Origin of the sequence: Paracoccus actinidiae (genome assembly GCF_030863885.1) — a bacterium.
GTDB lineage: Bacteria > Pseudomonadota > Alphaproteobacteria > Rhodobacterales > Rhodobacteraceae > Paracoccus > Paracoccus everestensis.
In genome coordinates this window covers 2,450,888-2,477,812 of sequence record NZ_CP132956.1, presented here as the reverse complement: position 1 = coordinate 2,477,812, position 26,925 = coordinate 2,450,888, and the positions used below count along the sequence as shown (strand labels likewise).

Annotated in this window: 26 protein-coding genes and 1 pseudogene; 17 read left to right on the top strand and 10 right to left on the bottom strand. The window is 64.6% G+C overall.

The annotated features are described in order from the left end of the window. Positions 1–3 precede the first annotated feature (3 nt). Complete coding sequence (locus Q5701_RS12295; protein ID WP_306751282.1) at positions 4–603, top strand: DedA family protein; 600 nt, start codon at positions 4–6, stop codon at positions 601–603. Between the two features lie 15 nt (positions 604–618). Here the strand turns inward: Q5701_RS12295 and Q5701_RS12290 are convergent, their stop codons facing one another. Continuing rightward, positions 619–1,266, bottom strand: coding sequence for a carbonic anhydrase (locus Q5701_RS12290; RefSeq protein WP_234854241.1), 648 nt, complete (start codon positions 1,264–1,266; stop codon positions 619–621). A gap of 143 nt (positions 1,267–1,409) precedes the next feature. On the opposite strand from Q5701_RS12290, the gene Q5701_RS12285 reads away from it, so the two are divergent. From Q5701_RS12285 to Q5701_RS12265, 5 genes are all read left to right on the top strand, one after another. Beyond that, positions 1,410–1,787: a hypothetical protein gene (locus Q5701_RS12285; protein WP_234854242.1), complete on the top strand. Its 378-nt coding sequence runs from the start codon at positions 1,410–1,412 to the stop codon at positions 1,785–1,787. A gap of 62 nt (positions 1,788–1,849) precedes the next feature. After that, the gene (locus Q5701_RS12280; protein WP_306751280.1) at positions 1,850–3,214 is read left to right on the top strand and encodes a leucyl aminopeptidase family protein; all 1,365 of its coding nucleotides are present in this window, start codon (positions 1,850–1,852) and stop codon (positions 3,212–3,214) included. After that, on the top strand, positions 3,211–4,053 hold the full coding sequence (locus tag Q5701_RS12275) for a C40 family peptidase (protein ID WP_306751279.1): 843 nt from the start codon (positions 3,211–3,213) through the stop codon (positions 4,051–4,053). The genes Q5701_RS12280 and Q5701_RS12275 overlap by 4 nt, the downstream gene beginning before the upstream one ends. Positions 4,054–4,079: 26 nt before the next feature. After that, the gene (gene serB / locus Q5701_RS12270; protein WP_306751278.1) at positions 4,080–4,958 is read left to right on the top strand and encodes a phosphoserine phosphatase SerB; all 879 of its coding nucleotides are present in this window, start codon (positions 4,080–4,082) and stop codon (positions 4,956–4,958) included. 397 nt (positions 4,959–5,355) lie between these two features. Further along, positions 5,356–6,114: a TSUP family transporter gene (locus Q5701_RS12265; protein ID WP_306751277.1), complete on the top strand. Its 759-nt coding sequence runs from the start codon at positions 5,356–5,358 to the stop codon at positions 6,112–6,114. On the opposite strand, the gene Q5701_RS12260 is transcribed toward Q5701_RS12265, so the two are convergent. Continuing rightward, positions 6,111–7,097 carry an asparaginase gene (locus Q5701_RS12260; protein WP_306751276.1) on the bottom strand — a complete coding sequence of 329 codons (987 nt, stop codon included), beginning with the start codon at positions 7,095–7,097 and terminating at the stop codon, positions 6,111–6,113. The two genes, Q5701_RS12265 and Q5701_RS12260, sit on opposite strands and share 4 nt — an antisense overlap. A gap of 153 nt (positions 7,098–7,250) precedes the next feature. Here Q5701_RS12260 and Q5701_RS12255 point away from each other — a divergent pair, with 153 nt between their 5' ends. From Q5701_RS12255 to Q5701_RS12245, 3 genes are all read left to right on the top strand, one after another. Then, positions 7,251–7,772 (top strand): invasion associated locus B family protein, encoded by a 522-nt coding sequence (locus Q5701_RS12255; protein WP_234854250.1) that lies wholly within the window; start codon positions 7,251–7,253, stop codon positions 7,770–7,772. Positions 7,773–7,901: 129 nt separating this feature from the next. Next, a complete protein-coding gene (gene rlmN / locus Q5701_RS12250) occupies positions 7,902–9,074 on the top strand; it encodes a dual-specificity RNA methyltransferase RlmN (protein ID WP_306751275.1) in 1,173 nt (390 codons plus the stop codon). A 112-nt stretch (positions 9,075–9,186) separates the two neighbouring features. Further along, positions 9,187–9,777 carry a hypothetical protein gene (locus Q5701_RS12245; protein ID WP_306751274.1) on the top strand — a complete coding sequence of 197 codons (591 nt, stop codon included), beginning with the start codon at positions 9,187–9,189 and terminating at the stop codon, positions 9,775–9,777. Here the strand turns inward: Q5701_RS12245 and Q5701_RS12240 are convergent. Then, positions 9,774–10,616, bottom strand: coding sequence for an LOG family protein (locus Q5701_RS12240; protein ID WP_306751273.1), 843 nt, complete (start codon positions 10,614–10,616; stop codon positions 9,774–9,776). The two genes, Q5701_RS12245 and Q5701_RS12240, sit on opposite strands and share 4 nt — an antisense overlap. Before the next feature lie 80 nt (positions 10,617–10,696). Here Q5701_RS12240 and dapD point away from each other — a divergent pair, with 80 nt between their 5' ends. The 8 genes and pseudogenes from dapD to Q5701_RS12200 all read left to right on the top strand — a co-directional run bounded on the left by dapD (position 10,697) and on the right by Q5701_RS12200 (position 18,302). Then, entirely contained in the window at positions 10,697–11,518 is an 822-nt protein-coding gene (gene dapD, locus Q5701_RS12235; protein WP_306751272.1) for a 2,3,4,5-tetrahydropyridine-2,6-dicarboxylate N-succinyltransferase, read from the top strand. 10 nt (positions 11,519–11,528) lie between these two features. Beyond that, positions 11,529–11,990 (top strand): YaiI/YqxD family protein, encoded by a 462-nt coding sequence (locus Q5701_RS12230; protein ID WP_306751270.1) that lies wholly within the window; start codon positions 11,529–11,531, stop codon positions 11,988–11,990. A gap of 117 nt (positions 11,991–12,107) precedes the next feature. Continuing rightward, a complete protein-coding gene (carB, locus tag Q5701_RS12225; protein WP_306751269.1) occupies positions 12,108–15,446 on the top strand; it encodes a carbamoyl-phosphate synthase large subunit in 3,339 nt (1,112 codons plus the stop codon). Positions 15,447–15,850: 404 nt separating this feature from the next. Next, positions 15,851–16,138 carry a hypothetical protein gene (locus Q5701_RS12220; protein WP_306751268.1) on the top strand — a complete coding sequence of 96 codons (288 nt, stop codon included), beginning with the start codon at positions 15,851–15,853 and terminating at the stop codon, positions 16,136–16,138. Next, positions 16,122–16,304, top strand: coding sequence for a hypothetical protein (locus Q5701_RS12215; protein ID WP_306751267.1), 183 nt, complete (start codon positions 16,122–16,124; stop codon positions 16,302–16,304). The genes Q5701_RS12220 and Q5701_RS12215 overlap by 17 nt, the downstream gene beginning before the upstream one ends. A gap of 267 nt (positions 16,305–16,571) precedes the next feature. Next, complete coding sequence (locus Q5701_RS12210) at positions 16,572–16,832, top strand: transposase (RefSeq protein ID WP_306755404.1); 261 nt, start codon at positions 16,572–16,574, stop codon at positions 16,830–16,832. Positions 16,833–16,862: 30 nt separating this feature from the next. Then, positions 16,863–17,057, top strand: coding sequence for a DDE-type integrase/transposase/recombinase (locus tag Q5701_RS12205; RefSeq protein WP_373568550.1), 195 nt, complete (start codon positions 16,863–16,865; stop codon positions 17,055–17,057). 246 nt (positions 17,058–17,303) lie between these two features. Beyond that, positions 17,304–18,302, top strand: a pseudogene (locus tag Q5701_RS12200) (IS110 family RNA-guided transposase). Between the two features lie 188 nt (positions 18,303–18,490). Here Q5701_RS12200 and Q5701_RS12195 read toward each other — a convergent pair. From Q5701_RS12195 to Q5701_RS12165, 7 genes are all read right to left on the bottom strand, one after another. Continuing rightward, complete coding sequence (locus tag Q5701_RS12195) at positions 18,491–18,952, bottom strand: helix-turn-helix domain-containing protein (RefSeq protein ID WP_306751266.1); 462 nt, start codon at positions 18,950–18,952, stop codon at positions 18,491–18,493. 109 nt (positions 18,953–19,061) lie between these two features. After that, positions 19,062–19,607 carry a hypothetical protein gene (locus Q5701_RS12190; protein ID WP_306751265.1) on the bottom strand — a complete coding sequence of 182 codons (546 nt, stop codon included), beginning with the start codon at positions 19,605–19,607 and terminating at the stop codon, positions 19,062–19,064. A gap of 232 nt (positions 19,608–19,839) precedes the next feature. Next, a complete protein-coding gene (locus Q5701_RS12185) occupies positions 19,840–20,964 on the bottom strand; it encodes an alpha/beta hydrolase (protein ID WP_306751264.1) in 1,125 nt (374 codons plus the stop codon). 161 nt (positions 20,965–21,125) lie between these two features. Then, the gene (locus Q5701_RS12180) at positions 21,126–21,401 is read right to left on the bottom strand and encodes an AI-2E family transporter (protein ID WP_306751263.1); all 276 of its coding nucleotides are present in this window, start codon (positions 21,399–21,401) and stop codon (positions 21,126–21,128) included. Positions 21,402–21,485: 84 nt separating this feature from the next. Further along, on the bottom strand, positions 21,486–24,752 hold the full coding sequence (locus tag Q5701_RS12175; RefSeq protein ID WP_306751262.1) for an AAA family ATPase: 3,267 nt from the start codon (positions 24,750–24,752) through the stop codon (positions 21,486–21,488). Continuing rightward, entirely contained in the window at positions 24,752–25,798 is a 1,047-nt protein-coding gene (locus Q5701_RS12170; protein ID WP_306751261.1) for an effector-associated domain EAD1-containing protein, read from the bottom strand. The genes Q5701_RS12175 and Q5701_RS12170 overlap by 1 nt, the downstream gene beginning before the upstream one ends. After that, on the bottom strand, positions 25,795–26,892 hold the full coding sequence (locus Q5701_RS12165) for a trypsin-like peptidase domain-containing protein (protein WP_306751260.1): 1,098 nt from the start codon (positions 26,890–26,892) through the stop codon (positions 25,795–25,797). The genes Q5701_RS12170 and Q5701_RS12165 overlap by 4 nt, the downstream gene beginning before the upstream one ends. Positions 26,893–26,925 lie beyond the last annotated feature (33 nt).

Genomic DNA, 26,925 nt, shown 5'->3' with positions numbered 1-26,925 from the left:
CCGGTGTTCGACTGGATCACGGGTTTTCTGGACAGCGGCGGGGCCTGGGCCATCGCCGCCCTGATGCTGCTGGAAAACGTCTTTCCGCCAATCCCGTCCGAATTGATCATGCCGCTGGCGGGCTTCAACGCCGCCCGCGGCGGCACGCCCCTGTGGCTGGCGGTCCTGGCCGGTGGCCTGGGATCGCTTGCGGGGGCCTATCTGTGGTATCTGGTCGGTCGCGCCTTTGGGGCGCACCGGCTGCGCCGCCTGATCGCGCGCCATGGCCGCTGGCTGACCCTGACCCTGTCGGAATTCGAAGCGGCCGAGGGATGGTTTCAACGCCATGGCCGCAAGATCGTGTTCCTTGGGCGCTTTGTCCCCACCGTGCGCACGCTGATCTCGATCCCCGCCGGGATCGAGCGGATGCTGCAGGCGCAGTTCCTGTTGTTCACCGCCCTTGGCAGCTTCATCTGGTCTGGCGGGCTGGCGCTTGCGGGCTATCTGCTGGAAGACCAGTATGAACGGGTCGAGCACTGGATCAACCCGGTCTCCACGGCGGTCGTGGTAGGCATCATTGCGCTGTATGTCTGGCGCGTGATCCGCTGGAAGCCCGACGCCTGAACGCCGGGCGCCCTGTCAGATGGTCGCCCAGGTTTTCCCGCCCTCAAGCGCCTGGAACAACGTGCCCTCGCTGATGTCGTGGACAAGGCCGTGGATCGACATCTGCCCCGCCTCGACCGCCGTGCGGACAAAGGGGAATGTCATCAGGTTCTCGATCGATACCAGCACCGCCTCGCGTTCCAGGGCGGCAACCTGCTGGTCCTCGGGCAGATCCTTCACCCGGTCATAGCCGGGGCGCAGGATGTCCATCCAGCGGCCGACGAAGCTGGTCTTTTCCTCCAGTTCGGGGGCATGGCCGGAACACATCGCATGACAGCCCGCCACGCCGCCGCACATGGTATGGCCCACCACGATCAGATGCGCGACCTTCAAGGCCTGCACCGCATATTCCACCGCCGCCGAGGTGCCGTGCTGCAACCCGTCCGGGGCATAGGGCGGCACAAGGTTCGCGATGTTGCGATGGATGAAGAATTCGCCCGTATCCGCGCCAAAGATGCTGGTGACGTGGACGCGCGAGTCGCAGCAGGAAATCACCATGGCGCGCGGGCGCTGCCCGTCGGTGGCCAGGCGTCGATACCAGGCGCTGTTTTCGGCATAGGACGTGGCCTTCCAGCCGTGAAAGCGGCCTGCCAGATATTGCGGCAAAGGACGAATGTTATGCATGGCTCACCCTTGTCATCACGCCGCTTGATAGGCGGAGATTGAAACAAATTCGAGAGGTTTCTTTTGGCGCCATCAAGCCTTTCTTCACCGCAGACGGTCATCTTGCACAGACCGGACGTTCAGGAAGACAAGGGTTAAGGCAGATGGCACAAATCATGGCGTTGGCCGTATCAGAGCCGGTTCGGGTCGATTCCCGCCGCCTGGGCGACATCGTGACCGAACTGGGCGAAACGGCGGCGCAGAACGTCATCGGCCTGGCCCTGGAACAACTGGCAGCCGCCCTGACCGCCGCCGACAAGGCCATTCGCGCAAGCGACCTGCCCGAGGGCGCGCGCCAATGCGACCTGCTGGCCCGGCTGGCCTGGCAGATCGGGCTGTTGTCGCTTGCGGGCGTGGCGATGGATCTGGGGGCCTGCGCGGACAAGCGCGATCGGGTTGCCATTGCCGCGGTCCATGCCCGGCTGATGCGGGTGGGCAACCGGTCCCTGACGGCGATCTGGGACCGCAGCCAGCTTGCCTGAGCCGGGCTTGCGGGCGCGCGCCCAACTTGTAGTCTGGCGTTCGACAGACCAAGGACAGGCCCATGATCCCCGATTTTGCCCCCGACTCCGCCGATGCCCTGCCGCTGTGGGGGGTGTGGAAGGGCGACCCCCTGGTCGACCAGGCCGGTCCCTGGCCGGGCGCCAGCGGATTTTCGGGAAAGATGGGGGAAATCTGCCTGCTGCCCAATCCTTCGGGCGGGCTTGCGGGGGCCTTGCTGGGCCTGGGGGATCGAACGACCGCCCCCCGCCACCGCTTTGCCCTGTCCCATGCCACGGCCTTGCCACCGGGAACATGGCGCGCGATCCTGCCCGACGGCCTTGACCCGGATGAGGCTGCCTTGGCGCTGCTGCTGGGCCAGTATCGCTTTACCCGGTACAAGGGGACACCTTATTCCGGCCCGCAGTTTTCCTGCCCCCAGGGTGCGGATGCCGCCCGGATCCATGCACAGGCGGCAGGAGAGTTCCTGACCCGCGACCTGATCAACACCCCTGCCAACGACATGGGACCGATTGATCTGGAAGACGCCGCCCGCGCCCTGGCCAAGGAGGTGGGCGCAAGCGTCACGGTCACGACCGGGCCGGACCTGCTGGACGCCAACCTGCCGATGATCCACACGGTCGGGCGCGCGGCCGAACAGGCGCCGCGCCTGATTGACATCCGACTGGGCGACATAGGCCCGCGCTTGACGGTCGTCGGCAAGGGTGTCTGCTTTGATACCGGCGGGCTGGACATCAAGCCCTCGGCATCCATGCTGCTGATGAAAAAGGACATGGGCGGGGCGGCCACCGCGCTTGGCCTTCTGAAGATGCTGGCGCTGACCGGCGCTGCGGACCGGATGCGGATCCGGCTGCTGCTGCCGGTCGTGGAAAACAGCGTTTCGGCCAGCTCATTCCGGCCAGGCGACGTGTTGACCAGCCGCAAGGGCCTGACGGTCGAGGTGAACAACACCGACGCCGAGGGCCGGTTGATCCTGGCCGATGCTTTGGCCTTGGGGGCCGAGGAAAGCCCCGACCTGATGATCTCGCTGGCGACGCTGACAGGCGCCGCTCGCGTGGCGCTTGGGCCGGACCTGCCGCCTTTTTATTGCGACGACGATGCCACCGCCGATGCGCTGTCGCGTGCCGCAATGGCCGTGCGCGATCCGTTGTGGCGGATGCCCTTCTGGGACGGCTACGAATCGCAGATAGAACCCTCGATTGCAGATCTGGACAACGCCCCCTCGGGCGGGATGGCGGGGTCGATCACCGCCGCTCTGTTCCTGCGCCGCTTCGCGGAAGGCGTTGGGCGCTATGTCCACATGGACATCTATGGCTGGCAGCCGGTCCTGGCCCCCGGCAGGCCCAAGGGGGGCGTGGGCCAGGGGGCACGGGCGATCCTGGCCGCATTGCCGCAGATCTTGCCATGACGCTGGACCGCCGCCTGACCCCGGCAACCGACCGGATCGCGTTGGAATGCCTGGCAGGGGTGCTGGAACGCCCCGCCTATACGCCTGGCAATGCCGCGCGGCTGGTCGTGCCCCTGGCCGACCTGATGACCGCACCCGACGGGCGCCGTGACCGGCAGGTGAATTTCGGCGCCGACGTGACGGTGATCGAGACGCGGAGCGAGTGGTGTTTCGTGCAAACGGATCTGGACGGCTATTGCGGCTGGCTGGCGGCCTCCTCGCTGGGCCATGACCTGCCGCCGATCACGCATCGGGTAACCGCCCCTGCCACCCATGTCTATCCCGCCCCCGACATGAAGCAGCCGCAGATTGTCAGCCTGTCCCTGGGCGCCCGCCTTTCGGTCACGGGGGTCGAAGGGGGGTTCGCCCGTCTTGCGACCGGCGGCTTCGTTCCTGTGCAGCATATCGGCGACCAGCCCGCCACCGATCCGGTGCCGGTCGCGGAAAGCCTGTCCGGCACGCCCTATCTGTGGGGGGGCAACAGCCGTGCGGGCATTGACTGTTCGGGCCTGGTCCAGGCGGCGCTGACGGCCTGCGACATCCCCTGCCCAGGCGACAGCGACCTGCAGCGCGCTGCCTTTCCGGTGGCAAACGAAATCCGAAGGGGCGATCTGCTGTTCTGGCCGGGTCACGTGGCCCTGGCGATGTCGCCCGGCCGGATGATCCATGCCACCGCCTTTGCCATGGCGGTGATTGTCGAATCCATCCCCGACGCCATCGCCCGAATCGATGCGGCAGGCGACGGCCCGTTCCTTGGCATCCGCCGCCCGCCTCTGGCGCAGCCCGCCACTTTGGCCTAGACCGCCGCGCAAAGGAGTTGCGGCCCATGTTCACCGTTTCGCTGATCGCATCGCCCCTGCGCGCCAACCTGACCCAAGCCGTGGCCGAGGGCTTGGCCGCCCGCTGGGGGGGCGAACCGATCCGCTGGCTGAACCCCGCCATCGCTGCGGAATTCGACGTGGCAACCCAGCCTGCCGACTTTCAGGATGCCTGGGCCGATATGCAGCGGCAAACCCTGGATCTGGCGATCCAACCGGCCCAGGGTCGCCGCAAGGCGATCCTGCTGGCCGACATGGATTCGACCATGATCGGGCAGGAATGCATCGATGAATTGGCCGACATGGCGGGCGTTGGACCGCGCGTGGCCGACATTACGGCACGGGCCATGAATGGCGAACTGGATTTCGACAGCGCACTGACCGAACGCGTCGGGCTGCTGAGCGGGCTGAAGGACAGTGTGATCGCGGATGTGCTGGCCTCGCGGATCACCATGACCTCGGGCGGGGCGGAACTTGTGGCGACAATGCGCGCGAACGGCGGCTATGCGGCGCTTGTCTCGGGCGGGTTCACGGCCTTTACGGAAGCAGTTGCCGACAGGCTGGGTTTTGACGAACACCGTGCCAATACCCTGGTGGCCGAGGGCGGCTTGCTGACCGGACGGGTCGGGATGCCGATCCTGGGCCGCGAGGCCAAGGTCGAGGCGCTGATCCAGATCGCCAAGGCGCGCGGCCTGACGCCTGCCGATGTGATTGCCGTGGGCGACGGCGCCAACGACTTGGGCATGATCCAGCTTGCCGGGACGGGTGTTGCGCTGCACGCCAAGCCCTCGGTCGCCGCGCAGGCGCAGATCCGCATCAACAACGGCGACCTGACATCGCTGCTGTACTTGCAGGGTTATTCCGCCAAGGATTTCGTCACGGACTGATCGCCTGAACCGTTTCCGCCACAGACCGGGCACAGGCAGCAATGCGGTCCATGATCGCCTGCCTTTCTGCGACCGAGGGGGTAGTTGCCAACAGCCTGCCCCTTCAGCGCACCGATCCGATCCGGCATGGACAGGGCGAAGTGGCAGCCGAGGATGGCGGGCCTTTCCGCCAACAGCACCAACAGCATGGCTGGTTACTGCGAAGTCCGGGATAGATCTCGAACAACATTGCAGGCGGTTCCGCCCTGAAACGCCTGAAGAAGGGGCGCAACCTGTTGGTCCACTCGACGAACCTGTGCTGCTCTTGCCCTTGCCTTGGTCCAAATATCCCACGGGGGTCTGGGGGTGTGAAACCCCCAGTCTTTACAAACCCCTGTCAAAGGCGCATGGCGCGGCCATGATCGACCTTTCCCTGGACCTTTTCCTGCTTCTCGCCTTTGCTGGCTTCGCTGCCGGCTTTATCGATTCGATCGCCGGCGGCGGCGGGCTGATCACGCTGCCTGCGCTGATGCTGGCGGGGATCCCGCCGGCGCAGGCGCTTGCCACGAACAAGGTGCAGGGTGTCTTTGGCGCGGCGACGGCGGCGGTCAGCTATGCCTCGCGCGGCTTGGTCGATCTGCGAAGCCAGTGGAAATCGGCATTGATTGCGGGGGCGGCAGGCGCCCTGGGGGCGGCTTTGGTCAGCTATCTTCCGACCGACGATCTGCGGCTGATCCTGCCGGTGATCCTCATCGCCATCGCTGCGTTCTTTGCACTGAAGCCGGGGCTAAACGACCTGGACCGGGTGCAGCGCGTGGCACCCGCAGCATTTGCCCTGACGGCGGTGCCGCTGGTCGGGTTTTATGACGGGGTCCTGGGACCGGGGGCCGGTTCGTTCTATATGATCGCCTTTGTCACGCTGGCGGGATACGGCGTGCTGAAAGCCACGGCGCATACCAAGCTGCTGAACTTTGCCTCGAATCTGGGGGGGCTTGCGGCTTTTGCGCTGTTTGGGCAGCCCTTGTGGCTGGTGGGGATCGTGATGGGTGGGGCGCAAATCGTGGGCGCGATGCTGGGCGCGCGGCTGGCCACGCGGATTGGCGCGCGGCTGATCAAGCCGCTGCTGGTGGCGACATCCTTGGCGCTTGCGCTGCGGCTGATCTGGCAGATGATCTAGGCGGGAAAGCCGGGGGCGGTCCGCATTTCCCCGGTGACGATGCCGCGCCAGTTGCGGATCGGGTCGGTCAGGAACCGGCCCACCGCCGGGTGATTCCGCTCGAGCACGCCAAGATGGACCAGCAAGGCGGTAATGGCAGCCTCGGCGGCGCGGGTGCCGCCATCCGTCACCTTCAAGGCCACGCCCAGGCCCTGATCGGGCAGGATGGCGACAAAAACGGCCTCGGCCCCGGTCTTTGTGGCGACGCGGCCACCGCTGGCGCGCATCAGGACCGTGCAGGCGCGGCCTTCGCCTGCAACCATTTCGGGATGGGCGCGCATGGCATCGACCAGCCGCCGCATGGCCCGGCCCCGCCCGTCGTCGGCCGGATCGGCAAAGGCCGCCATGGCACGGCCCAGGCCCGCCAGCGAACAGGACCAGTTCGGGGCCGAACAGCCGTCGATGCCATAGCCCGGGCTGGATTCACCCGTCACCTCCTCGAACGCGGCTTTCACGGCCTGCTGGACGGGATGGTCCGGTTCGACATACTCGGTCCCGCCACCGAGGTGGCGATTCAGCGTCAGGAAACCCGCGTGCTTGCCCGAACAGTTGTTGTGCAACTGGCCGGGTGCCTCGTCCCCGCAGGTCAGGCGGCGGTTTTCATCGCGGTCGCTCGGCATATGGCAGCCGCAGCGAAGGTGGGATTCGCCCAAGTCCAATGCGTGCAGCCACTGGTCCACGGCGTCCACGTGCATCCGCGCGCCGCTGTGGCTGGCGCAGGCAAGCGCAAGCTGCCGGTCGGTCAGCCCGGCGGCATCGGCCGCGCCGCTTTCGATCAGGGGCAGTGCCTGGATCATCTTGCAGGACGAGCGGGAAAAGATGATTTCGCTTGGACAGCCCCAGGCCTCGACCACACCCTTGGTGTCGCAGATAACGGCATGGCCGGAATGCAGGCTTTCGCGTTGCCCGCCGCGCCACAATTCGATCAATTCGGCCGAACGCATCGCCTGTCCCCCCTGACAATTGCGCGATTTCCTGCCTTGCGCTCTTTCTTGCGCAATGATTTTGGCTATCGTGACCGCGAACGGTTGAAAAGACCACAGCAATCGGGAAAGAACGCCCCTGATGTGGCGAAACCCATGGCAGGAGGCCAGAGCATGACCAACACCACGCTGCGCGGCGTGACCGCCGCCCTTGTCCTGATCGCCGGACTTGGATCCGCAGCGGCACAGGAATCGACCAATGTCGTTGCCACCGAAGGCGACTGGACGGTCTTTGCGGCGGAAAATCCCAAGGAATGCTGGGCAGTCTCCCCGCCCAAGGCCACGCAGAACACCGACGCGAACGGCGCCCCGAGAGAGGTGACGCGCGGCGACATCCGCCTGTATGTCGCGTATCGGGGCGGCAACGGCGAGGTGTCTTTCAGCGGCGGCTATCCCTTCGCCCCCGACAGCACGGTCGAGGTCGATATCGGCGGGACCAAGTTCAACCTGTTCACCGAAGGCGAAAGCGCCTGGACCGGCAGCGCGTCCGAGGATGAAAAGCTGATTGCCGCCCTGCGCGGCGGCACGAACGCGGTCATTACCGGGCGGTCATCGCGCGGCACCGTGACAAAGGACACGTTCAGCCTGGCGGGAATCACGGCGGCCACGAACACGGCGCGGTCGCGCTGTCAGTAAGGGTTGGGGGCGCTGCCCCCGTCCCTTCGGGACTCCCCCGGGATATTTGGACCAAGGCAAAGGCGAGGCCGGTTGATTTTCGGCCTCGTTTTGCTTATCTGCGGGTCTTCGCATAACACCGGAAGTCCCATGAACGCGCCCCTCACGCCCGATGTCCTGACCCTTCCCCGCAAGCTGCCGGATACCGGGCGGGTGAACATCGTCGGGCTGACGCGCGATCAATTGCGCCAGGCGCTGATTGACGCGGGCACGCCGGAAAAGCAGGCCAAGATGCGCGTGGGCCAGGTGTGGCAATGGGTTTACCATTGGGGCGTGCGCAATTTTGCCGCGATGAGCAACCTGGCCAAGGATTACCGCGCCCTGCTGGCGGACCGGTTCGAGATCGTGCTGCCCGAGATCGTGACCCGTCAGATCAGCGAGGACGGGACGCGCAAGTACCTGGTCCGCATCGCCGGCGGCCACGAGGTCGAGACGGTCTATATCCCCGAGGAAGGTCGGGGCACCTTGTGCGTGTCCAGCCAGGTCGGTTGCACGCTGACCTGTTCCTTCTGCCACACCGGCACGCAGAAGCTGGTGCGCAACCTGACCGCAGGCGAGATCGTCGGGCAGTTGATGCTGGCCCGCGACGATCTGGGCGAATGGCCGGTTCCCGGTGCCCCCAAGGACGAAACCCGCCTTGTCAGCAACATTGTTCTGATGGGCATGGGAGAGCCTTTGTACAACTTTGACGCCGTGCGCGACGCGATGCGCGTCTGCATGGACAACGAGGGGTTGTCCCTGTCGCGCCGCCGCATCACCCTGTCCACCAGCGGCGTAGTCCCCGAGATCGCCCGGACCGCCGAGGAGATCGGCTGCCAGCTTGCCGTCAGCTTCCACGCCACCACCGACGAAGTCCGCAACGTTCTGGTGCCAATCAACAAGCGCTGGAACATTGCCGCGCTGCTTGACGCGTTGCGTGATTATCCGCGGTTGTCTAACAGCGAGCGGATCACCTTTGAATATGTGATGCTGGCTGGCGTGAACGACAGCGACGACGACGCCCATCGCCTGATCGAACTGATCCGGGGCATCCCTGCCAAGATCAACCTGATCCCCTTCAATGAATGGCCCGGCGCGCCTTACAAGCGATCCAGCAACAACCGCATCCACGCCTTCGCCGACATCATCTACAAGGCGGGCTATGCCAGCCCGATCCGCACCCCGCGCGGCGAGGATATCATGGCCGCCTGCGGGCAGTTGAAATCGGCCACGGAGCGCGGGCGGAAGTCGCGCGCGGAGATTGCGGCAGAGGCAGGCGCCTGAGCCGGATACGCCCTGTCCAGCCCATTGCCGGGTAGGCAATCGGCTGCTAGGATTTGTCCGACACAAGGAAGATCTGGGCCGGTGACGCCGTCGCCCGTGGCGGAGGTTCTGGATGCCCCATGCGCTTGTCCTGTGGCTTCTTGCCTGGAGCCTTGCCGCAGGAACCGCATTGGCCGAACCCGTTGCCCCCGGGGACCGGAACCTGTTCGCCTTCGGCGGCCGCATGACCGCCGAGGCCATGCCCAAAAGCGTCAACATCCCCGGTGTTTCCTATGAGGACAACGGGATCCTCGGGATCGGCATTCAGCGCTGGACCTGGCGGGGCCGCCATGTGGATATCGGCTACGAGGGCGGTCTGGCGCATCGCTTTGGCCGGGACACCACCACCGAAGCCTGGGCGGGGATCGGCATCCGCTGCTGCCGGTACAGGCTGATGCGCGATCTTGTGCTGACCCCGTCGATCATTTTCGGCCTCAGCTATGTCGATGCGGCGCATCTGGGCCGGGAAACCGAACAAGTTGCGCGCGATGACGGCGACGCGCAACTGCTGTTCTATCTTTCACCCGAACTGGAGCTTGCCGCCCCCGACACGGACTGGTCCGTCTTCTGGCGGCTTCATCACCGTTCGGGCGGGGGACAGACGCTGGGGAATATGCGCGGCGCCACCAATGCCAATGTCGTGGGCCTCCGGCTGCGATTCTAGTTGCGGCCGAGCAGTTCCCAACCGTCGATGATCTCCACCGCTTCCTCCGCTGTCTCGACATAGCGGAACAGGCCCAGATCCTCCTCGGAGATCGTCCCCGCGTCTGCCAGTCCCCGCCAGTTGACGATCCCCTCCCAGAACTCCCTGCCGAACATCAGCAGGGGCACACGGGCCATGCGGCCGGTCTGGATCAGGGTCAGGGTCTCGAACAACTCGTCCAGGGTGCCGAAGCCGCCCGGAAAGATGGTGATCGCGCGGGCGCGCATCAGGAAATGCATCTTGCGGATCGCGAAATAGTGGAAGTTGAAGCACAGCTCCGGCGTCACATAGACGTTCGGGGCCTGTTCGTGGGGCAGCACGATGCCCAGGCCGATGGACTTGCCGCCGACCTCGTGCGCGCCCAGGTTGCCCGCCTCCATCACGCCGGGGCCGCCGCCGGTAGTGATGACGAATTCACGACCACCGGTTTCCAGGCTGCGGCGGGTCATTTCCTGCGCGAACAGCCGCGCTTCCTCGTAATAGGCAGACAGCCCGGCCAGCGCGGGGGTCCGCGCATCGGCCGCGTTTTCAGGCGAGGGAATGCGCGCGCCGCCGAACATCACCACGGTCGATTCGACCCCGGCCTCGTCCAGCAGCATCTGCGGCTTCAGCAGTTCCAGTTGCAGGCGGATGGGGCGCAACTCCTCTCGCAGCAGGAAGTCGCGGTCGGTGAAGGCCAGCTGATAGGCGGGCGAGCGGGTCTGCGGCGTGTCGGGGATCTGTTCGGCGCGGACCGCATCCTCCTCGCTGTGGGGAAAGGGGTGGGCGCGGTCCTCGGTGGTCTTGGTCGCGTCGTTCATCGGATCCTCGGATTGCACGGGGCTTGTCCCAGGCTTATAGCCCCGGTGAACCAGTTTCCACCCGCCGCAGAGGAGAGGCCATGACCCAAGCACTTGAGACCGCCATCGAGGCCGCGTGGGAAGCCCGCGCCGACATCGACGCCAGCACGACCGGCTTCGTGCGCGAGGCGGTGGAGGAAACCCTGGCGCAACTGGACAGCGGCAACCTGCGCGTGGCCGAAAAGCGCGGCAGCGACTGGCACGTGAACCAGTGGGCGAAGAAAGCCGTGCTGCTGTCCTTCCGCCTGAACGACATGGAGGAGATGTCGGGCGGTCCGCAGGGGTCCAAGTGGTGGGACAAGGTGCCGTCAAAATTCGCAGGCTGGGGCGACAACCAGTGGCGCGCGGCCGGTTTCCGCGCCGTGCCAGGCGCCATCGTGCGGCGCAGCGCCTTTATCGCGCCGGGGGCAGTGTTGATGCCGTCCTTTGTGAACCTGGGCGCCCGCGTGGGCGAGGGCACGATGGTCGATACCTGGGCCACCGTCGGTTCCTGCGCGCAGATCGGGAAGAACGTCCACCTGTCGGGCGGAGTCGGCATCGGCGGCGTGCTGGAACCCCTGCAGGCCGGGCCGACGATCATCGAGGACGACTGCTTCATCGGCGCCCGGTCGGAGGTGGTCGAGGGATGCATCATCCGCGAAGGATCGGTCCTTGGCATGGGCGTCTTCATCGGCCAGTCCACCAAGATCGTGGACCGCGAAACCGGCGCCGTCATGTATGGCGAGGTTCCGGCCGGGTCGGTCGTGGTTGCGGGGTCGATGCCCTCGAAGAACGGCGTGAACCTGTATTGCGCCGTGATCGTCAAGCGCGTGGATGCGAAAACGCGGTCCAAGACCTCGATCAACGAACTGCTGCGCGATTGAGGCGCGACGGGTGACCACGCTTTTCATTGACGCCGACGCCTGCCCGGTGAAGGCCGAGGCTGAACGGGTGGCGACGCGCCTGCGGGTGCCGATGGTGCTGGTCTGCAATGGCGGGCTGCGGCCGTCGGCAAACCCGCTGGTCACGTTGAAGATCGTCGCCGAAGGCCCGGACGAGGCGGACAAGTGGATCGCCGACCAGTGCGGGCCGGGCGACGTGGTGGTGACGGGCGACCTGCCGCTGGCGGACCGTTGCCTCAAGGGGGGTGCGCAGGTCGTAACCCATGACGGCGAGGTGCTGAGCCTTGCCAATATCGGCCCGCGGCTTGCCACGCGCGACCTGATGGCGGATCTTCGCGCCTCCAATCCGTTCATGCAGGGCGGCGGGGCGGCGTTTTCCAAGGCGGACCGGTCGCGGTTCCTGCAATCGCTGGACCGGGCGCTGGCGGCGGCGCTGCGCCAGCCACCGCGATAGCCTTTCGGCAAAACCCGCATCTGCCGGCCCGTGCCACCTTGCGCCCCGACCGCGCATGGCTATAACCCCGGACGATTTAGCCGCCGCCCGCCGCCGCGAAGCCCGAAGGACCAAGCCATGCCGAAAAGAACCGATATCAAGTCGATCCTGATCATCGGCGCAGGCCCCATCGTCATCGGCCAGGCCTGCGAGTTCGACTATTCCGGCGCTCAGGCCTGCAAGGCGCTGCGCGAGGAAGGATACCGGGTGATCCTGGTGAATTCCAATCCCGCGACGATCATGACCGACCCGGAAATGGCCGATGCCACCTATATCGAGCCGATCACCCCCGAGATCGTCGAAAAGATCATCGCCAAGGAACGCCCCGACGCGCTGCTGCCGACGATGGGCGGGCAGACCGGGCTGAACACGGCCCTGGCGCTGGCCGACATGGGCGTGCTGAACCGCTATGGCGTGGAACTGATCGGCGCGCAGCGTGCCGCCATCGAGATGGCCGAGGATCGCAAGCTGTTCCGCGAGGCGATGGACCGGATCGGCCTGGAAAACCCCAAGGCCACCATCGTCGCCGCGCCGAAACTTGCCAGCGGCAAATACGACGTCAACGCGGGCGTGGCGCAGGCCATGGACGCGCTGGAGGACATCGGCCTGCCCGCCATCATCCGTCCCGCCTTTACCCTGGGCGGGACCGGCGGCGGCGTTGCCTATAACCGCGACGACTACGAACGGATCGTGCGGTCCGGCCTGGACGCCAGCCCCGTGGCGCAGGTTCTGGTCGATGAAAGCCTGCTGGGCTGGAAGGAATTCGAGATGGAGGTCGTGCGGGATCGCAACGACAACGCCATCATCGTCTGCGCCATCGAAAACGTCGATCCGATGGGCGTGCATACCGGCGATTCCATCACCGTGGCCCCGGCCCTGACGCTCACCGATCGCGAATACCAGATCATGCGCAACGGCTCCATCGCCGTGCTGCGCGAAATCGGCGTGGAAACCGGCGGATCCAACGTGCAATGGGCGATCAACCCGGCCGATGGCCGCATGGTCGTGATCGAGATGAACCCGCGCGTGTCGCGATCCTCGGCACTTGCATCGAAGGCAACCGGCTTTCCCATTGCCAAGATCGCCGCGAAACTGGCCGTGGGCTATACGCTGGACGAGTTGGACAACGACATCACCAAGGTGACGCCCGCGTCCTTCGAACCCTCCATCGATTATGTCGTGACCAAGATCCCGCGCTTTGCCTTCGAGAAGTTCCCCGGATCGAAGCCCGAACTGACCACGGCGATGAAATCCGTAGGCGAGGTCATGGCCATCGGCCGTTCCTTCCACGAATCGCTGCAAAAGGCACTTGCCTCGATGGAGACCGGCCTGACCGGCCTGGACGAGATCGCCATCGAAGGCGCCGCCGACCAAGGCAAGCCCGCCGTCATCGCCGCCTTGTCGAAAGCCACCCCCGACCGCATCCGCGTCATTGCCGAGGCGATGCGCTTTGGCCTGGGCGATGACGAAATCGGGCGCATCACCAGCTTCGACCCCTGGTTCCTGGCCCGCATACGCGAAATCGTCGATGCCGAACACAAGCTGCGCCACAATGGCCTGCCTGCCGATGCCGAAGGGCTGCGCGCCGTCAAGATGATGGGCTTTACCGATGCCCGCCTGGCCAGCCTGACCAAGCGCGACGAACATGACATCCGCCGCATCCGCCGCAAGCTGGACGTGGTTCCCGTCTTCAAGCGCATCGACACCTGCGCCGCCGAATTCGAGGCCCAAACCCCCTATATGTATTCCACCTATGAAGCCCCGGCGATGGGCGACGTGGAATGCGAATCGCGCCCGACCAATGCCAAGAAGGTCGTCATCCTGGGCGGCGGGCCGAACCGGATCGGCCAGGGGATCGAGTTCGATTACTGCTGCTGCCACGCCTGCTTCGCGCTGACCGATGCGGGCTACGAGACGATCATGGTCAACTGCAACCCGGAAACGGTCAGCACCGATTACGACACCAGCGACCGGCTGTATTTCGAGCCGCTGACCCTGGAACACGTTCTGGAAATCCTGCGCGTGGAACAGGAAAACGGCACTTTGCACGGCGTCATCGTCCAGTTCGGCGGCCAGACTCCCTTGAAGCTGGCCAATGCGCTTGAAGCCGAGGGGATCCCGATCCTGGGCACCACCCCCGATGCCATCGACCTGGCCGAGGACCGCGAGCGGTTCCAGCATCTGCTGAACGATCTGGGCCTGCGCCAGCCCATCAACGGCATCGCCCATTCCGACGAGCAGGCCATTCAGATCGCCGAGCGCATCGGCTTTCCGCTGGTGATCCGCCCGTCCTATGTGCTGGGCGGCCGCGCGATGGAGATCGTACGCGACATGGACCACCTGCGCCGCTATATCACCGAGGCGGTCAAGGTGTCTGGCAAGAATCCGGTGCTGTTGGACAGCTATCTGTCCGGCGCGATCGAGGTCGATGTGGACGCCTTGTCGGACGGTGAAAACGTCCATGTGGCGGGCATCATGGAACATATCGAGGAAGCGGGGGTCCATTCGGGCGACAGCGCCTGTTCCCTGCCCCCCCATACCCTGCATGCCGCCACCATCGAGGAACTGAAAAAGCAGACCGTGGCGATGGCGCGTGCGCTGAAGGTCAAGGGCCTGATGAACGTGCAATTCGCGCTGAAGGACGGCGCGATCTATGTGCTCGAGGTGAACCCGCGCGCGTCCCGCACCGTGCCCTTTGTCGCCAAGGCTACCGACAGCGCCATTGCCTCGATCGCGGCGCGGCTGATGGCGGGGGAGCCCATGTCGAACTTCCCCCTCCGCGCGCCCTATCCCGAAGGTGTCGGCCCGGAAACCGACCTGCCCTTCGCCGATCCGATGACCCTGGCCGATCCGATCACACCCTGGTTTTCCGTCAAGGAGGCCGTGCTGCCCTTTGCCCGCTTCCCAGGCGTCGATACGCTGCTTGGCCCGGAAATGCGTTCGACGGGCGAAGTCATGGGCTGGGACCGCAATTTCGCCCGCGCCTTCCTCAAGGCGCAGATGGGCGCGGGATCGAACCTGCCCTTTGAAGGCCGCATTTTTGTTTCCGTCAAGGACGCCGACAAGACCGAGGCCTTGGCCAGCGCCGCCCGCGACCTGACATCGATGGGCTTTTCCTTGATCGCAACCAGCGGCACTGCCGACTTCCTGGCGGCTGCGGGGGTCGAGACTGCCCGCGTGAACAAGGTTTACGAAGGCCGCCCTAACATCGTCGACCGGATGAAGAATGGTGAAATCGCCATGGTCCTGAACACGACCGAGGGTGTCCAGGCCATCGCCGACTCCCGCGAGATCCGTGCGGTGGCGCTGTATGACAAGATCCCCTACTTCACCACGGCCGCGGGCAGCATCGCTGCCGTCGCAGCCGTCAAGTCGCGCGAGGAAGGCGAGGTCGGCGTCAGAAGCCTGCAGGCCTGAGGGGATATTAGGTGCGACCGACCGACAGTGCACATAACTGTCGGTCGTGACCGCCCGACGAATTGCAGACCCGAGCCGTTCCATTGGGAAATCAAACTCTTGTCCGGATCGACAAGGAAATTGATCCCGTCCCGGAATGAACGCGAAGATCGCCTGATCAGACGATCCTCTGGGATTGTCCCAGGCCGAGGGACATGACCTTGGAATTCCCGTTCAGCGCAACCTGCACAGGTCGGGCGTATATAGGACAGTTTGGGCGTTTCGGCCCCTGATCTGGAAGCAGCCAAGACAGGCGGAATAGTTGTTCCGTTTTGGCAAGCGCCACCCCTTTTATGCATTATCATTATGGGCTGGCGATTCCGGAACCTGATGGCAAGGGAAGACTGCACTAGGTTGACAATCCGATGCTGCCACAGCGCCGTCTCGGCATTCGTTCCAGTCTCAAACAAGGCAAATCTCCCTTCCGCCCGATGCCAACCACCCGTTCATTCTGCCATGTCGGGGAGAGGTGGAGGTTCATTCCGGTTGTTTGCGCCTGCATGACCATGGGATCGCCGCAGGTCGATTTGGTGGCACTGATCGACGTCAGTGAACTGGTCGCGCCTGCCATCAAGCCCGCACATTTCCGCAGCAAACAGGGAGTCGCTCGGGAGGACGGCATAACGCAAGGTGCATGTGACCCAGACCTGTGATGCGGAAACCGCGCATCTGGTCACTCGTGTAAAAACCGACCAGACGATGCAGCCTGACATGACTTGCACCGCCGAAGTCTATGAGCGCCTAGACGCCATTGACGACGGTTGTGTCGACGCAGCCCTGCTGGTGGCCAGCCACCGCGACCACGGGATCACCCTTTAAGGTACCTGTGCGGGCCATCCCAAAGTGGCGCTCTGAAGCGGAGCAAGCCTATGAACTGCGCCACTTCGTGATCGACTCGGCGCGCGAGCAGGTCACGTGTCCCTTAGGCAAGACTCCGGTGACTTGGCGGCCCGGGCTCGACAATGTCGGGGCGTCGCGCATCCGCACTCTCTTCAGCCGCACCGACTGCGCCGCCCGCGCGCTCTGGACGCGAGCGAAGGAGGACGTCGCTCCATCTACTTCCATCCATAGGCCAAGTACGAGGCGCTGAACGCCGCACGGGACCGCATGGACGACCCTGAGTGGAAGGAGCACTACCATGTGCGCGCCGGCATCGAAGGCACACTCTCTCAAGGCGTGCGTGCCTTTGGCATGCGCCGCAGCCGCTACATCGGGCTGGCGAAGACCAGTCTTCAGCAGATCTGCATTGCCGCTGCCATGAACGTGGCACGGGTCGTCAACTGGCTCGACGGCGTGCAACGCGCCGACACACGGGTGACTCGCTTTGCTGCGTTGGCCGCCGCCTGAATTTGCCGACAGTATCTCAGCTACATACCTGTGCGCCGGGGGTTTCTTCACCCGCTGGCGATCATGGACTGGCACAGCCGCAGGATGCGTAAGCGGCGGCTCTCAAACTCCATGGACGCGAGCCTCTGCGTCGAAGCCCTGAAGGAGGGGATGGCCAAATACGGACCGCCCGAAATCTTCAACACGGATAGTCAAAAGATGATTGTCAGTTCTCGGGCGGTGTGACCCAAACAGCGATCGGCCGCAGTAGACTGGCGCCGTAAGGGGTCTCGGTGTGGCCTGACCCTAACTCCGATTGACCGGCGTGTCTTTCCCTGAACCTGTCGGTCGCCTGAGAACGCCTTGCGGTGAGGCACAGCCTCAGACGTTGCCTGTGACCGAGAAGGGCCTGACCATATCGGTCTCGTGACTGTCCTGTCCATGCATCGGCCCCGGCTCTGCAGCAGATGGTTGAAAACCTGAAGGCGAGGCATGGACGGAACGAACAGCACGGCAGCCCACATCACTGGCGGCATCGATACCCACAAGGATCTTCACGTTGCTGCGGTTGTTGATGAGCGTGATCGCGTTCTCGTCACACGCAGCTTTCCGACGACCCGGCAAGGCTATCGCCAGATGCTCGCTTGGATGCGCACCTTCGGAGAGCTGCGCCGTATCGGCATTGAATCCACGGGTAGCTATGGCGCAGGACTTCCGCGCTATATGCAGGCCGCCCATGTCGAGGTGATGGAGGTCGCAGCATCCGATCGGCAGGACCGGCGCAAGCGAGGCAAGAACGACGATCTGGATGCCAAAATGCGGCCCATGCTGCCTTTGCGGGACATCGCACCGTGACGCCCCGAAGCCGGGACGGGATGGTAGAGTCGTTGAGAGTCCTGCGTGTTTGCCGGAAAACGGCGGTCTATGCCTAGCGGATTGCCCTGCAGATGATCCGATCCCTTGCGGCCTGATCTGAGCACCTATCGCGACCTTGAAGCGGTATATCGCATCAGCCTGAAATCCTTGGCACAGCGCTACCTGGAACTGCATGATGAGATTGCCGACCTGGACATGATGATCCGCGCGATCGTGGAGGAACCGGCCCCCGATCTCGTTGCGTGCAACTCCATCGGTCACAACAACGCAGCCTAGCTCCTGCTCACAGCGGGCGACAATCCCGAGCGCCCTAAATCAGAGGCAAGCTTCGCTGCCCTGTGCCGCGTCAGCCCTGTGTCCGCATTCTCAGGGAAGACCATCCGGCATCGGCTCAACCGTAGTGGAGACCGCGCTGCCAACAGTGCCTTGCACATCATCGCCATCGGCCAGCTCAGGACCGACGAAAAGACCAAGTCCTATGGGGCGCGCCGCGTCGCCGAAGGACACTCCACACTGGAGGCAGTCCGGGCCTTGAATCGCTATATCGCCCGCGAAGTCTACGGCATCATCATGCGTCGCCAGAAAGAGATCAACACGACCCGCATCGCCGCTTGACAAACAGAAGGGCGTCCAAGGCAGTCAGTTTACATCGACCGAGTTTATCAAGGTGCTGCTGGACGCCGAGGTGAAGCTCTCCATGGACGAAGTCGCGCGGGACACACAAGGTGTTTGATCCCACAGTTGATGCTGCGATCTTTTCCTGGGAATGGAAGGAAGCACCACAACCATTCACCCTCCTGTAATCAGGATAGGAACGCCCGACAAAAGTTCGTCAAGTGCGGGAGTCCGGCCCCGCACGGGATCGCGCTCATGGTCCTCTCCGCCACGCGAATGCCAAACCGCTGCTCAACCACGTTGCAGAGGTCAATCCGACGCCAACGCACGACCTTATCCGTCGACGGGTCAGGCCCCGTCTCGACGATCACGGCAAGTTCGCGCATCTGCTCGGCGCTGAGCCGCGCTGGCCGCCCGGACAGCGGCCGGTCGACAAGGCCGGCCAGCCCTTCGGCATTGTAACGGTGAACCCAGTCACGCAGCGTCTGCCGATCCATACCGCAGCTTTGTGCCGCTTCCGTCCGGCTTCGCCCGTCAAGCACATGCGCCAGCGCAAGCATCCGGCGCGACGCTCGCGCATCCTTCACGCGAGCCGCCTCCCGCCGCAGATCCGATGCTGAAAGCTCCGTGCGTGTGATGCCCACTGCCATCCTGATCCTCCTCCGCCTTGCAAGGGAGTGAATCAGAGGTCGGCCGCAAAGCAAACCACCTTCAGAGTCGATGGTTCATGCCGCTGGTATTACCGGGACCTTGAGGAGATCATGGTGAAGCGGGGGATAAGTGCCGGCCGAAGAAATGAGTTAAGCTATTTTTTGAACCGATCGCTTCCACGACGATTCGCATTCTCCGAAAGCTTGGAACACGAGGTCCAATCGACGACAACCAGTGGAGAGGTATAGTATGCTCTGGATATCCCAATTTGGCCGTGTCGCCTTGATCTTTACCCTTTCGGGGATTGCCTGCCTTGGCCTCCCCGGGCTGCGCGCTCTGGCCCAACAGCCCAGCTTTCGGGATTTCCCCTATCTCATCTTCTGCGAATATAAGCAGATCACCAGTGCATACTATTTCTCGCAGCTCCAACCAGATGGACGCGCTGTCTATATGACTCATGAGCAGCAAGTGGGTGTCATCTCCCTTGACGGTGTCGCGGAGCGCATTGATGGCGAGCGGCCCGGTTCGTGCCAGGGCAAGACGCTTGACGAGCTTCGCGCGGCAGGCCAGGCCTTCGATCTGCCGACTTGATTGCAGGGCGGTTCGATCGATGGTGTGATAGCCGCTGTCGATGTAGAGGATCTGCTTGGTCATCAGCCCTGCCGGGCCATGGCCAGAAAGGGCAGGGCGGCACCCATCTCGTGGATGGCCACAAAGTGGAACGCAGGAGCCTTGCGCTCGGCCCCAGAAATATATCGAAATCGCGAATACCCGAAGTCGCGCGGGACACACAAGGTGTTTGATCCCACAGTTGATGGTGCGATCTTTTCCTGGGAATGGAAGAAAGCATTATGGGGCAAGTTCGTCACGGAAGCACCACAACCATTCACCCTCCCGTAATCAGGATAGGAACGCCCGACAAAAGTTCGTCAAGTGCGGGAGTCCGGCCCCGCACGATGCCGCCGGAGCGATTCAGGCCGGCGCCGATCAGTTGCACCACTTGCGGCGAGCCCGCGAACTTTGAATGACTGCCCGAAGTCGAATCGGCAATCTGCGACAGGTCGATGACCGTGACGCCCAGACCTTCCAACTGCGCCGCATCCGCCAGGCCTACGCGCTGCACGCCCCCCGCGATCCGGCGGGAGGCCAACAGAGCACGGTCGTCGCGTGAGACAAGAACATAGGTTCTGCTGCGGATGGCAGGCGGAAGCTGCTGGATCTGGCTTTGGAAAAGATCAATGTCGATGTCGGGCGATGCAAGCACGATATGGTTGATCGTCCCGCGCTTGCCCAGCGTGCCTGCGTTCTGGGCATCTACCAGCCCCTCCATCGTCAGAAGTGTCCCCATGGAGTGCGCAAAGATATCCACGCTCTCCGCTTGAGTGCCAACCAGGATATCGGACACCTCCTTGAGCTTCTCACGCGCAATCAGGGCACTGTTCAGGTCGTAGACATAGCGGGTCAAACTGGCTGCCGAGGCCCAGGTCATCAGGACCGGTACGCCAGGATAATCAGAGTCTTCAACAAACTGCGTCAGTTGCAGAATGGCGTCGCTGGTGGTGTTGTTGTAGCCATGCACATACAGCAGCAGCTTCCGTTGTCCCGGAGGTCGGCGGGCGAGTTCCCGGTTGATCTCGGCGATGAAGGAGGCGTCCGTGCGATAAATGGCCGGATCAACGATCGAGAACTCGATTCTTGGGTCGGGGGGAATGGCGTCTGGCCTTTCGATCTGGCCCACCTTGTGGGTCGGGGGAACCGTCGCGACAACCGAGGCCAGGCCGAGTTCCGGCGCCCGGCGGCCCGAATAGAACGCCCCCACCACTTCCGAAGCCTGGCGAGTGGTCGCGATGAACATCTTGTGCCGACTGACATCCGCAAGGGATTCTACCGGGATCTGGGCGTGTTCCACACCGATGATTTCCGGCGGGCGACTGCATCCGGCAATCAGGGTTGCAGCCAGCAACATCGCGGACGCAAAGTGTCGGCTAATGGAGAGGGTCACTTTGCGCATGATGTCCTCGGATGCTGATTGAGCGTTACATTCCCCAAGTTCGCACTTTGCCTGGCGACATGGTAAGCCTGCTATGACAAGACCGTCGAGAAGTTCTCGGCCCTCCGGGATATATAGCCCCGCCTTGCGGGGCTGCATGCGGCATAAACCTGCTGCCGCTGTCAGATTTTTGTCGTGGCGTCGGGATCGTGCTGAAGCCAGCTCACCAGCAGATCGTAGAACACGGCCAGCACCACCGGCCCCACGAACAGTCCGATCAGCCCGTAGCTCAGCGTTCCTCCAATAACCCCCATGAAGATGACCAGCGTGGGCGTGCTAAGGCCTCGGCCCATCAGCATGGGCTTCAGCACGTTGTCCATCAAGGTGAGCGGCACCAGTATCGCTGTCAACAGCAACGCTTGTGGCGTCCGAAGCTCCATTGGATGTGGCTTGCCCATCAGACCCCCCATACCTGCCTCAGCAGAAGGGAAGCACATCATAGGCAAGCTGGGAATCCTGAATCTCGATGCCCGCGACACGCTCTAGAACGCCACCTTGGTCATGTTGAACCAGTCGGTTTCCTGAACCGCCATTGCGCTTTGGCGCCAAGGCAGGGGGCGTTGGCGAATATCCGGGCCAGGCGGGGCGCCGCGCCTGGCATCCAGCTCGGCGGCCAGCAGGTCGGTTGCAAGCGCCATCGTAGCATACCGCCGATCCGGCGTCCGGGCCTCGGCGATCAATGTCAGCGCATTGACCATTCCCCCTTCGGGCAAGGCCATGTCGCCCAGGATCGCCTGCGCGCGCGGGTCCGATGTCGCTGCTGCGGCGCTGCCCGGACCGTCTCCGCGCAGATCCGGGGGCAGGGTGATAAAGGCGCCGGTCACGCGCAGCGCGGTTGCCAGCAATTGCGGATTTCGCATTCCCAGTTCGGCGGCCAGTTCCCGCATCAATCCCGGCGCATCGTAAAGCGCGGACAGGCCGATCCGGTCGATGATATCCTCTGCCTCGGCCACGAGGGCTTCCGGATCGGGTCCGCCCGGAGGAATGGCGCCCCGGTGCAGGCGCAGCAGGCTGGCAATGGACCGCAGGCGTGCCATGTCGTTATGGGTCAGGGTGGCGACGCGATACGCCTCGGCGGCGGCGTGGCGGACGGCTTGACCGTCTTTCTGCGGGACTTCCACCGGAACAGATCCAGCAGAAGGGGTGTCGGTCGTGGCAATCCTGCCGCCCCGCGCCCTTGTCCACAACCAACCGCCCCCTGACAGAACAAGAAACGCGGTCACCAGAAACCAGGGCAACCGGTTTTCCTGCGGTGCTTGCACGGGGATGACTGTGTCGGGCGCTTGTGGGATCTCCGGCGGGGCAAGCGAATCCTCGGCAGGGGATGACGTTGCCGGAACGCGTATTGCGGATCGCCGAGCAATCCCGTCCGGCCGGGGCAACGAGGTGGGCGGGGACATTGCCGCAGGTTCGCCGATGGCGTCGATCGCTGGTTCTTCGGTCGTGGACTGGATCGACAGAAATGCGGCCATCAGCACGGCCAAGGCCGCCGCAAGGCCCAGCAGCAGCTTGCCCGGTGCAGCACCCCGCCGCTTTGATGCCGCCTTGGATTCTGGAGCGGACCCGTCAACAGGCAGGGGCCTTGCGGTGTCCGGCGTGCCTCGATCCCCTTCGCGGACCAGGCTTTCCAGCAGGCGCAGGTTCACGACCAGAAGCCGGTCGCCTGCGGATTTCGCACTGACCAACCCGTCGTCGATGACCCGCAACGCGCTTGCAGGCTGGCCCAGCATGGTCAGCGCCTCGGCCTCGGTCAGGTAGAGGGGCGATCCGGGCAAGCGGGCGCCACGCTGGTTCAGGACCGACAGCGCCTGTTCGGGCAGGTCGTCTCGCATCAGGGCGCGAGCGGTTTGTTCGGCGCTTTGTTCCCATTGCTGCTGGTCGGCGGCATCCTGAAGATCGGGGCGCAGATCCATGTGCAGGCGGGTCGCCAGATAGACTTGGGCGCGCGGCGGCAGTTCGTCCACGGACCGGACGAGATAGGGCTGCACGCCGTCCTCCCACCGGGCGTCGATATCGGCCGCATCGGCATCGCGCGCCAGCAGGTGATAGATTTCCTCGGCCCGGGCGACGGGACCGGTCTGGCTGCGGTAATGGGCGATGGCCGCATCGTCGATCCGGGCCGTCAGTTCCGGCTGGTCGGCGCGCAGATCGGCCAGGATCACGCGCCGCACGTCCTCGCGGTAGCGCAGGGCACCGGTGCCGGGTTCGGGTTCGGCCAGGGCGACCTCGGATGCGAACAGGTCGAACAGGCGGCCGGCCTCGGCATCGTCGGGGATCGTGACGCCGCAGGGTTCGGCCAGGACATGGCGCAGCACATCGGGCGTGATGCGGCGCAGGACCAGGCCGGGATAGGCCAGGCGCCGCACCTCGGGGTCGCGGATATGGCCCAGGACGCGCCCGTAAAGCTGTGCCTGGACCTTTTCCGTCCTGATCTGCCCGATCAGCCGCGCCAGATCCGCGTCGCGGTGAAAGGCATCCGCCCCCTCGGCCGCGAGAATCCGCCCCGCCAGATGGGTGGCCAGCGGGTTGCCCTGCGCCACGGCGAAAATCCGGTCGGCCAGGTCCTCGGGCAGGGGACCGATGCCCGCCACCTTTTCCAGAACCGCCCGTGCCGCCACCGGATCCAGGGCGCCCAGGGTCAGGGTATGGCGCGGCGTCGACGTTTCGTCCACCCGCCCTGCGATGACCACGGACAGGCGCGGGTTTCCCGACCGCAGGCTTTCGACAAGTTGCAGCAGGCGGTTGACGGCGCTTGGGCCGGTGGTCTGCGCTTCCTCGAAGGTGTCGATCACCAGCAGGACAGGCTGCTGGCCGGGGATCAGTGCCATGATCTCTCGGGCGATCTGGGTGACTGCGCTCCATTCGACCGTCCCGCCCGACACGGATTCGAACACCTCCATCGACCGGCTGCGCCGTTGCAGCGACGCGATATAGCCTCGCATCTCGTCCAGGCGGGGGTTCAGGTCGGGATGCTGGATGCGCAACTGGCGCCCGGCTTCCTGCAGCAAGGTGAAGGGATCGTCGATGACCAGTTGCGGGTCATCCAGGTTCAGCACCATCACGGTCGGCGGACAGGGGCTTTTTTCCACCGCGTCCAGGATGAACTTGGCCAGGACCGTGGATTTCCCGACCCCGCCCGGTCCTTGCAGCATCAGCACGGAACCTTCGGGGGCCAGATTCAGATGCGTGGCGATTTCGGCCAGGACATCCTCGCGTCCTGCGAAATGTTCACCCACAAGGCGGCGCAGGGGCGCCAGCAGGCGCGCGCGCGACATCCGTTCGTTGACCTCGTCCGCGCTGGGCAGGCCGTCCAGGATGCCTTCGACCCAACCGATCGCCTCGCCCAAGGCGGCAAGTTGGACCGGATCGCTGGATTCGATCAGCGCGCGCACCGCGTCCGGGTCTTGCAAGACCGCCTGGAACGCTGCCTGAGTGGGATGATCGGGGGCGGGGTTCAGTGCAAGCTGAGCCACCATCGCCTGCCGCGTGCCCAGCCGCGCAAGCGCCTGCCTGCGGATGCCCTGACGCAGCCGGCGGGCATGGCGGGATGCGCGGCTGGGGGTGGACGCATCCAGCAGATCCACCATCGCGGGCGACCGGGGCGACAGGGTGCCAGAGCGCGCATTCAAGGTCAGCGGTTCGAAATGGGTCAGCACCGCCGCCGCCTCGATCCAAGGCAGGGCGGCATCCGCGGCAGGCGCGGGAACGGCGTCGAACGCCGATTCCGACAGGGCCTGGCGCAGGTCCATCACACCCCGGCCTTGGCGGCAAGCGCTGCCTGCGCGATCTTCTGGATCCGCGTTGTCAGGGTCACGGCCCGGGCAATGGGATCGGCCACCTTGTCCCATCCGTCATAGCACAGCGTCAGGATCTCGTCGGTCGAAGTCATTCCGGGGGGCATGGCGAACTGCCTGACCAATTCCTCCAGGTAATCCTTGACGTGCGGCTTATCGAAGGACTGGACGCCTTGTTCGAACACCCGGCCCGGAGGGGGTCCGGATATGACGCGGTCCCAGGCCAGCAGGAACAGACGGATCCGGTCTGGCTGGCCCAGTCCCACCGTCTGGGCCAGGCCGTGCATCAGCATCAGCACGCTGTCGTCGATCTTCTGGGTGTCGAAGCCGTCGAAGACCAGCCACCAATCATGCTGAAGATCCTGGCTTGCGGCGACAAACCAGCGGACCATGCGCGTGACGGCGGTCGAATCCTGCGGGGCATCGGCCAGGGTGGGCGGGCTGCCCAGGCGCATCATCAGCGCCAGATCCTCGATCACGTCGCGGGCGGTCGTCGTCGCCTCGATAGGGGGCGACAGATAGACACGGGCGTTCATGCGGCGGCCCACATGGGCGATCAGATACTGGCTGTATGTCCTGCCGCTGGCAGGGGCGCCGGTGACCTGCAAGACCTTTGGCCCGTGGGGCTGGGTCATCGTCAGCAGCGCGTGGCGCAACGGATGCTGGTTCACGAAGGGCGTCCCGTCCAGCAGCAGTTCCAGATGCGCCGGAACGTCCGTAGGCGCGCGCGTTCCGGCAAAGCCGTCGATCAGCGCGATCAGGTCGGGGTTGATCTTGTCGGCGGCGCGCAGCCCGTCCAGCAATTGCCCGATCCAGCCTTCGGCATTGGCCGCCGTCACCAGCTGGAAATAATCGTCGTCCAGCGTCCCCCCCGTGACGATCCGGGCAAGCGAGGTATTCATCGGCGGCTGTCCCAGGATGATGTCCAGCTTTCCCGGGTTGGGGAACGCCGCCAGCAGCCCCTTGAACAGTTGCGTGGCCTCGGCATGGCTCAGCTTCATGGCGGCGCCTGCGTCCAGAAGGGATCGACCTTGCCTTGCAGCCAGCCGACGATGCGGTCTATCGGGATCGCCTGGTTGAACAGGGCGGTGCGGAAGTAATTCGGATCGCCCGCATGATGCAGCCCGACCAGGTCCAGCTTGCGGTTGAAGACGGGGGAACCCGACGATCCCCCTTCGGTCGCGACATCGTGGCGCCACCGCAACCCGCCGCCATGCAGCCCGGTCAGCCGCCCGACGCCCAGTTTCAAGGGCGTGCCTTCGGGATGTTGCAGGATGAACAGGTCGTCACCCTGGCCTACATGCAGCGTGGGGTCTATGCCGATCCAGCCGCGCGGGCGATTGTCAGGGCCTTCGTCGCCCGCGCGGGGGGTGTCCCCGACCGGCCTGGACAGGCGGATCAGCGCAAAATCCAAGTTGTCCGGGGCAGGGGCGTCGCCTTCGTCCAGGCTTTCGTCTGAAGGGTCGGGCGGGCTTGCCTGGACCAGCCAGTCAGCCGCCACGGGCACCGCGACCCCTTCGCGGACCTGCACGCCCCCTGCATCGACCAGGTAATCAAACCGGCATATCATCGGCGCACCTGCGGCCTGTCCGTCGATCACGTGCTGGTTGGTCATCACCAGGTCGGGACCGACCAGAAAGCCCGTGCCGATGGCGCGGGGCGGGACGCCCTCAAGCTCGATCCGGCAGGTCTGGCCTTCCAGGGCGGAAAGGCGGCCCAAGAACTGGGTGATGTCGATGAAATTGCTGTTGTCGCGCACCAGCCGTTCCAGCCGGACCTTGGGTGTTTCGGCAAGGATGGACGGCGTGCCGTTGGCTGCGGCAATAATGCGCGCGCCACTGGTCAAGCCATCGTCCAGCATCAGGTCGGCCAGCTGGCCGTTGCCTGGAACGGCCTCGTGGGCGGCACGGGCCAGGGCTTCCAGCCACCCTTGGGCCTCGACCTGGACCAGGATGTTCCAGTATTCGACATCGATCGCGTCCTGCGGCGTCAATGTGTCGTAAAGGACGTCGAACCGCTGTCCCAGAAGCATGGCAAATTTCGACCGGGACGGAAACGCGGCCAGCAGAGCCTTGTGCAGTCGGGACCTGTTCACGTCGAACCACCCACATCACCCCCAGGCTTGCGC

What these genes read in the sequence shown, in the direction of transcription:
- Q5701_RS12185 (WP_306751264.1), bottom strand. Translation starts at nt 20,964, where the DNA reads ATGCGCAAAGTGACCCTCTCCATTAGCCGACACTTTGCGTCCGCGATG.
- Q5701_RS12170 (WP_306751261.1), bottom strand. Translation starts at nt 25,798, where the DNA reads ATGAAGCTGAGCCATGCCGAGGCCACGCAACTGTTCAAGGGGCTGCTG.
- carB (WP_306751269.1), top strand. Translation starts at nt 12,108, where the DNA reads ATGCCGAAAAGAACCGATATCAAGTCGATCCTGATCATCGGCGCAGGC.
- Q5701_RS12195 (WP_306751266.1), bottom strand. Translation starts at nt 18,952, where the DNA reads ATGGCAGTGGGCATCACACGCACGGAGCTTTCAGCATCGGATCTGCGG.
- Q5701_RS12275 (WP_306751279.1), top strand. Translation starts at nt 3,211, where the DNA reads ATGACGCTGGACCGCCGCCTGACCCCGGCAACCGACCGGATCGCGTTG.
- rlmN (WP_306751275.1), top strand. Translation starts at nt 7,902, where the DNA reads ATGAACGCGCCCCTCACGCCCGATGTCCTGACCCTTCCCCGCAAGCTG.
- Q5701_RS12280 (WP_306751280.1), top strand. Translation starts at nt 1,850, where the DNA reads ATGATCCCCGATTTTGCCCCCGACTCCGCCGATGCCCTGCCGCTGTGG.
- Q5701_RS12245 (WP_306751274.1), top strand. Translation starts at nt 9,187, where the DNA reads ATGCCCCATGCGCTTGTCCTGTGGCTTCTTGCCTGGAGCCTTGCCGCA.
- Q5701_RS12175 (WP_306751262.1), bottom strand. Translation starts at nt 24,752, where the DNA reads ATGGACCTGCGCCAGGCCCTGTCGGAATCGGCGTTCGACGCCGTTCCC.
- Q5701_RS12190 (WP_306751265.1), bottom strand. Translation starts at nt 19,607, where the DNA reads ATGACCAAGCAGATCCTCTACATCGACAGCGGCTATCACACCATCGAT.
- Q5701_RS12290 (WP_234854241.1), bottom strand. Translation starts at nt 1,266, where the DNA reads ATGCATAACATTCGTCCTTTGCCGCAATATCTGGCAGGCCGCTTTCAC.
- Q5701_RS12220 (WP_306751268.1), top strand. Translation starts at nt 15,851, where the DNA reads ATGCTGCCACAGCGCCGTCTCGGCATTCGTTCCAGTCTCAAACAAGGC.
- Q5701_RS12240 (WP_306751273.1), bottom strand. Translation starts at nt 10,616, where the DNA reads ATGAACGACGCGACCAAGACCACCGAGGACCGCGCCCACCCCTTTCCC.
- Q5701_RS12180 (WP_306751263.1), bottom strand. Translation starts at nt 21,401, where the DNA reads ATGGGCAAGCCACATCCAATGGAGCTTCGGACGCCACAAGCGTTGCTG.
- serB (WP_306751278.1), top strand. Translation starts at nt 4,080, where the DNA reads ATGTTCACCGTTTCGCTGATCGCATCGCCCCTGCGCGCCAACCTGACC.
- Q5701_RS12255 (WP_234854250.1), top strand. Translation starts at nt 7,251, where the DNA reads ATGACCAACACCACGCTGCGCGGCGTGACCGCCGCCCTTGTCCTGATC.
- Q5701_RS12285 (WP_234854242.1), top strand. Translation starts at nt 1,410, where the DNA reads ATGGCACAAATCATGGCGTTGGCCGTATCAGAGCCGGTTCGGGTCGAT.
- Q5701_RS12265 (WP_306751277.1), top strand. Translation starts at nt 5,356, where the DNA reads ATGATCGACCTTTCCCTGGACCTTTTCCTGCTTCTCGCCTTTGCTGGC.
- dapD (WP_306751272.1), top strand. Translation starts at nt 10,697, where the DNA reads ATGACCCAAGCACTTGAGACCGCCATCGAGGCCGCGTGGGAAGCCCGC.
- Q5701_RS12260 (WP_306751276.1), bottom strand. Translation starts at nt 7,097, where the DNA reads ATGCGTTCGGCCGAATTGATCGAATTGTGGCGCGGCGGGCAACGCGAA.